The organism is Streptomyces anatolicus (assembly GCF_019400875.1).
Classification (GTDB): domain Bacteria; phylum Actinomycetota; class Actinomycetes; order Streptomycetales; family Streptomycetaceae; genus Streptomyces; species Streptomyces anatolicus.
Genome location: NZ_WMBF01000492.1, coordinates 1 through 4,575 on the forward strand (window position 1 = coordinate 1; position 4,575 = coordinate 4,575).

Genomic DNA, 4,575 nt, shown 5'->3' on the forward strand with positions numbered 1-4,575 from the left:
GCTGGGGGAGAGGGCAGGGGCGTACGTGGGCATGTGTGATCACCTTGGGGGTCGTCGTGGTGTGCGGGCGTGCAGGGGAGGGAAGGCCGGTGGCCCGAGGTCAGCGCAGGGGTGAGTGACGTGAGTCCGAGCGGCGCGGGCGCGTGCGACGGCCGGGGGTGTGCCCCCGTGTCGGCGGGACGCGTTCGGGTGCGGGGCCCAACAGACCGGCCCGGTACAGCCCGTAGGTGATCCGCCCCCGCGCGGCCCCGTCCAACTCGTCGCGCAGAGCGCCGTCGCGCAGCACCGCGGCGGGGCCGAGCAGGTTCTCGACGACGGCCAGCGCACCGGCGGTGTCACCGTGGCGCAGGCGTTCGCGGACATCGGTGAGGCAGGCGGGATCGCGGTGGGCCGTGTCGATCGCCTGGAGGCAGGGGAGCGGTGTGCCGCTCAGGGCGGCCAGCAGCTCTTCCCGCCGGATCTCGGCCGGGTCGTGGTCCAGGGCGGTCAGCGTCCCGTCCACCAGGCCGATGCGGTGTGCGGCTCCCCGGCACTCCACCGGGCGCGGCCCTCCCGCCCGGTCCACGGCCGGGGGCGGCCCGGTCGCTGAGCAGCCCGGGGCCAGCGCCGACGCGACCAGGGGGTGCAGCCGTTCGACCTCGATCGCGCCGCTGCGGACCAGCTCCACGTCGGGCGGTACCCAGGTCGCCGCGTCGGGCAGGACCGGCAGCGCGGAAACGCTGCCGTCCGAGGGCGCGGGCGCGATATGGGGAGGGCCGACGCCACCCCCGTACCGCTCCAGGACGAGCCGTTGCCGGGCGCCGAGCCGCACGACGACGGGCCCGGGCGGCAGCCCGTCGGCGCGGAGCAGGAGGTCCGCCTCGGCCGCCCACCGGTCCACCGCCCGCCGACCGCTCTCCCCGCACCGCGTGCGCAGCGCGTCGGTCCTGCGTACGTCCCACAGGTGGCGGTGCAGATCGAGGCGGAACCGCCGTCTGGGGTGCGGGTGCGGATGGCGTGAGGCGGCGGGACCGGCGGGGGAGCCGTCCCACAGGGCGAGGCTGATCCGCTGGCCGGAGTCCGCCCACGCCGGTGCCGTCCTGGCCACCAGGTGCAGCGGGCCGGGGCCCTCGCGCCCCGCGTCGGCATAGCGGGCAAGGGAGATGGTCAGGCCGGGGCGGAGCAGCCCGTCGGGGGCGATCCTCGGCAGGTGCCAGCGCAGGAGGTCGGGGGCGAGGTGGCGCAGGTCGGCCCGGAGTCGGGCGGCGAGTTCCGAGCCGTGGGTGCGCGCCACGGAACGCGGAGAGAAATCGACGTCGATGCCTGCGGCGGCGCATGCCCCCGCCCAGTCGCCGACGAGACGGCGGGCGGTCGCAGACTCGATCATGGGCAGCGGCACGGCGAACTCTCGCACGCGCGGCCAGAAGGAGAGGCGGGAATCCCCGGGCGCGGTGTGGGTGAGCATCAGCACTCACCTTGCGCGGACGGGTCCCCCAATCTGTGAGCAGAATGAGTGGTCATCGCGGCGACGATATCGCTCCGCAGTTTCGATCTGCCAGCCAATTTCGGCGAGTTCGCGGTGCGGCCGGGGGGGGCGGACCCAGGATGCTGCCCGACGGAGAACTCACGCGGCTGCCCGACGGAGGACTCATAAGACGGCCCGATGGGAACTCATAAGGCTGGCTTATGAGGTCATAAAGCCGACCCGGCTACTTACTTAGGATTGCCTTAGTTTAGGCTTCCCCGGAAGTGCCCCCATCACCGCTCGAAGGGACCCTGAACATGCCTCGCCCTCTGCGGGTAGCCATTGTCGGTGCCGGCCCTGCCGGGATCTACGCTGCCGACGCGCTGCTGAAGTCCGCGGTGGCCGTCGAACCCGGTGTGTCGATCGACCTCTTCGAGCGGATGCCGGCGCCGTTCGGGCTGATCCGCTACGGCGTCGCGCCCGACCACCCGCGCATCAAGGGCATCATCACGGCCCTGCACCAGGTGCTCGACAAGCCCCAGATCCGCCTCTTCGGCAACGTGGACTACCCGAGCGACATCAGCCTGGACGACCTGCGCACCTTCTACGACGCGGTGATCTTCTCCACGGGCGCGACCGCCGACCGCGCCCTGGACATACCGGGCATCGACCTCGACGGCTCCCACGGCGCCGCCGACTTCGTCTCCTGGTACGACGGCCACCCCGACGTGCCCCGGACCTGGCCCCTGGACGCCGAGAAGGTCGCCGTCCTCGGCGTCGGGAACGTCGCGCTCGACGTGGCGCGCGTCCTCGCCAAGACCGCCGACGAACTGCTGCCGACCGAGATCCCGGCCAACGTGTACGAGGGGCTGAAGGCCAACAAGGCGCTGGAGGTCCACGTCTTCGGCCGACGCGGGCCCGCGCAGGCGAAGTTCAGCCCGATGGAGCTGCGCGAGCTCGACCACTCGCCGAACATCGAGGTCATCGTCGACCCCGAGGACATCGACTACGACGAGGGCTCCATCGCCACGCGGCGCGGCAACAAGCAGGCCGACATGGTCGCCAAGACCCTGGAGAACTGGGCGATCCGCGACGTCGGCGACCGCCCGCACAAACTCTTCCTGCACTTCTTCGAGTCACCCGTCGAGATCCTCGGCGAGGACGGCAAAGTCGTCGGCCTGCGCACCGAGCGCACCGCCCTCGACGGCACCGGCAACGTCAAGGGCACCGGCGAGTTCAAGGACTGGGACCTCGGCGCCGTCTACCGCGCCGTCGGCTACCTCTCCGACGAACTGCCCAAGCTGCCCTGGGACGTCGCCTCCGGCACGGTCCCGGACCAGGCGGGCCGCGTGATCGAGGAGACCGGCGAGCACCTTCGGTCGACGTACGTCACCGGCTGGATCCGCCGCGGCCCCGTGGGCCTCATCGGCCACACCAAGGGCGACGCCAACGAGACCGTCGCCAGCCTCCTCGACGACCACGAGAACGGCCGCCTGCACACCCCCGAGGCCCCGGCCCCCGAGGCCATCGACGCCTTCCTCAGCGAGCGGAACGTCCGCTTCACCACGTGGGACGGCTGGTACCGCCTCGACGCCGCCGAGAAGGCGCTGGGCGAGCCGCAGGGCCGCGCGCGCGTGAAGATCGTGGAGCGCGAGGAGATGCTGGACGCGAGCGGCGCCTGAAGTCTCCCGTCCGGTTTGGGGGCGGTGCGGGTGGCTCCCTCAGGGGCGCGGGTCCGCGTGGGCTGGGCGCGCAGTTCCCCGCGCCCCTGACGGGGCGCTCCTCCCGGCGTGGCAATTGCGGGGCCTTTTGGGGGCGGTGCGGTGGCTCCCTTAGGGGCGCTCCTCCCGGCGTGGCACCTGCGGGGCCTTTTGTCGTCAGTCGAGGTGACGTGTGTCGCCGAGGCTGACGACCTGCCGGTTGTGGAAGAAGTCGTCCTCGCGCAGCACCGTGATGCTGCCGGAGGGCGCCCGGAAGCTGACCGAGTGGAGCGACTCGTACGGCATCTTGATCCAGGCCGCCACGACGAACGTCAGGGCGAATCCGTGCGTCACGACGATCTGGTGGGCGCAGGGCCGGCGCAATAGCTCGTCCATGGCCGCGTAGACGCGCCGCGCGCACTCCCCTCTCGTCTCCGATCCGGCGATGCCCTCGTGGTGGCCCATCCGGTCGCCCTCGGCGGGCGGCGGGACGAACCGCCGGTCCAGCCACTCCTGCGGGCGCCCCTCCGCCTCCCCGTAGGACTTCTCCCGCAGCCTGCGGTCGAGCACCGGCTCCACGCCGAGGAGTTCGCCCGCCGCTCGCGCCGTCTCCCGGGCGCGGCGCAGATCCGATGAGACCAGCTCCACTTCCGCTCCCTCGGGGATCTCGGCCCGCAGCGCCCGCGCGATGGCGGCCGCCGCGGTGCGGCCCGCCGGGGTGAGAGACGAGTCGTGCCAGCCGCCGACCACGCGCTCGATGTGATGGGTCGCCTCCGGGTGGGCGATGACGTACAAGCTGCGCATGCGTGCCTGCCTTCCATTCTTCCGTGGGAGTACCCACCATGCTTCACGAGTGGCTGATTCCCAGTGCCGGGAAGGGAGTTGGTGCCGAGCGGACGTACCATGACCAGTCGATCGGGGGCAGGGGCACGGTGAAGGGCTCGGGGAGCGGGGATCACGGAGCGGGGGCGGTGCGGGGCAAGGACCCATGGAGATGGGCGTGGACACGGACATGCACTACCGCTTGCTGGGACCGGTCGAGGCGTGGCGCGAGGGCCGTCGCCTGGCGCTCGGCGGCCCCAAACCGCGGGCGCTGCTCGCCGCGCTGCTCCTGGAGCCCGGCCGGGTGGTCTCCGCCGACGCCCTGATCGACGCCATCTGGGGCGACAGGCCGCCGGACACGGCACGGTCCCTGATCCAGTCGTACGTCTCCGCGCTGCGCCGCGCGCTCTCCGCCGACGTCATCGAGACACAACCGCCCGGCTATCTGATCCACGCGGACGCGGAGGTCGTCGACCGCGTCGCGTTCGAACGGCTGACCGCGCAGGGGCGGCAGGCGGCGGCCGCCGGTGATCACGCCGCCGCCGCCCGGCTCCTGAGCGAGGCCCTGGCGCTCTGGCGCGGCCCCGCGCTCGGCGGGATCGGTGAGAC

At 72.6% G+C, this 4,575-nt stretch carries 4 protein-coding genes; 2 read left to right on the forward strand and 2 right to left on the reverse strand.

The window, feature by feature from the left end; translation table 11 throughout:
- Positions 1-100: 100 nt before the first annotated feature.
- Entirely contained in the window at positions 101-1,444 is a 1,344-nt protein-coding gene (locus GKQ77_RS28095; protein ID WP_219691730.1) for a hypothetical protein, read from the reverse strand.
- A 317-nt stretch (positions 1,445-1,761) separates the two neighbouring features.
- On the opposite strand from GKQ77_RS28095, the gene GKQ77_RS28100 reads away from it, so the two are divergent.
- Complete coding sequence (locus GKQ77_RS28100; protein ID WP_219691731.1) at positions 1,762-3,126, forward strand: FAD-dependent oxidoreductase; 1,365 nt, start codon at positions 1,762-1,764, stop codon at positions 3,124-3,126.
- 195 nt (positions 3,127-3,321) lie between these two features.
- On the opposite strand, the gene GKQ77_RS28105 is transcribed toward GKQ77_RS28100, so the two are convergent.
- The gene (locus tag GKQ77_RS28105; protein WP_219691732.1) at positions 3,322-3,948 is read right to left on the reverse strand and encodes a histidine phosphatase family protein; all 627 of its coding nucleotides are present in this window, start codon (positions 3,946-3,948) and stop codon (positions 3,322-3,324) included.
- Between the two features lie 196 nt (positions 3,949-4,144).
- Here GKQ77_RS28105 and GKQ77_RS28110 point away from each other — a divergent pair.
- The coding region (locus tag GKQ77_RS28110) for an AfsR/SARP family transcriptional regulator (protein ID WP_308117815.1) at positions 4,145-4,575 on the forward strand (431 nt) is incomplete at its 3' end.

Coding starts and splice junctions, on each gene's coding strand:
- GKQ77_RS28095 (WP_219691730.1), bottom strand. CDS start 1,444: ATGCTCACCCACACCGCGCCCGGGGATTCCCGCCTCTCCTTCTGGCCG.
- GKQ77_RS28100 (WP_219691731.1), top strand. CDS start 1,762: ATGCCTCGCCCTCTGCGGGTAGCCATTGTCGGTGCCGGCCCTGCCGGG.
- GKQ77_RS28105 (WP_219691732.1), bottom strand. CDS start 3,948: ATGCGCAGCTTGTACGTCATCGCCCACCCGGAGGCGACCCATCACATC.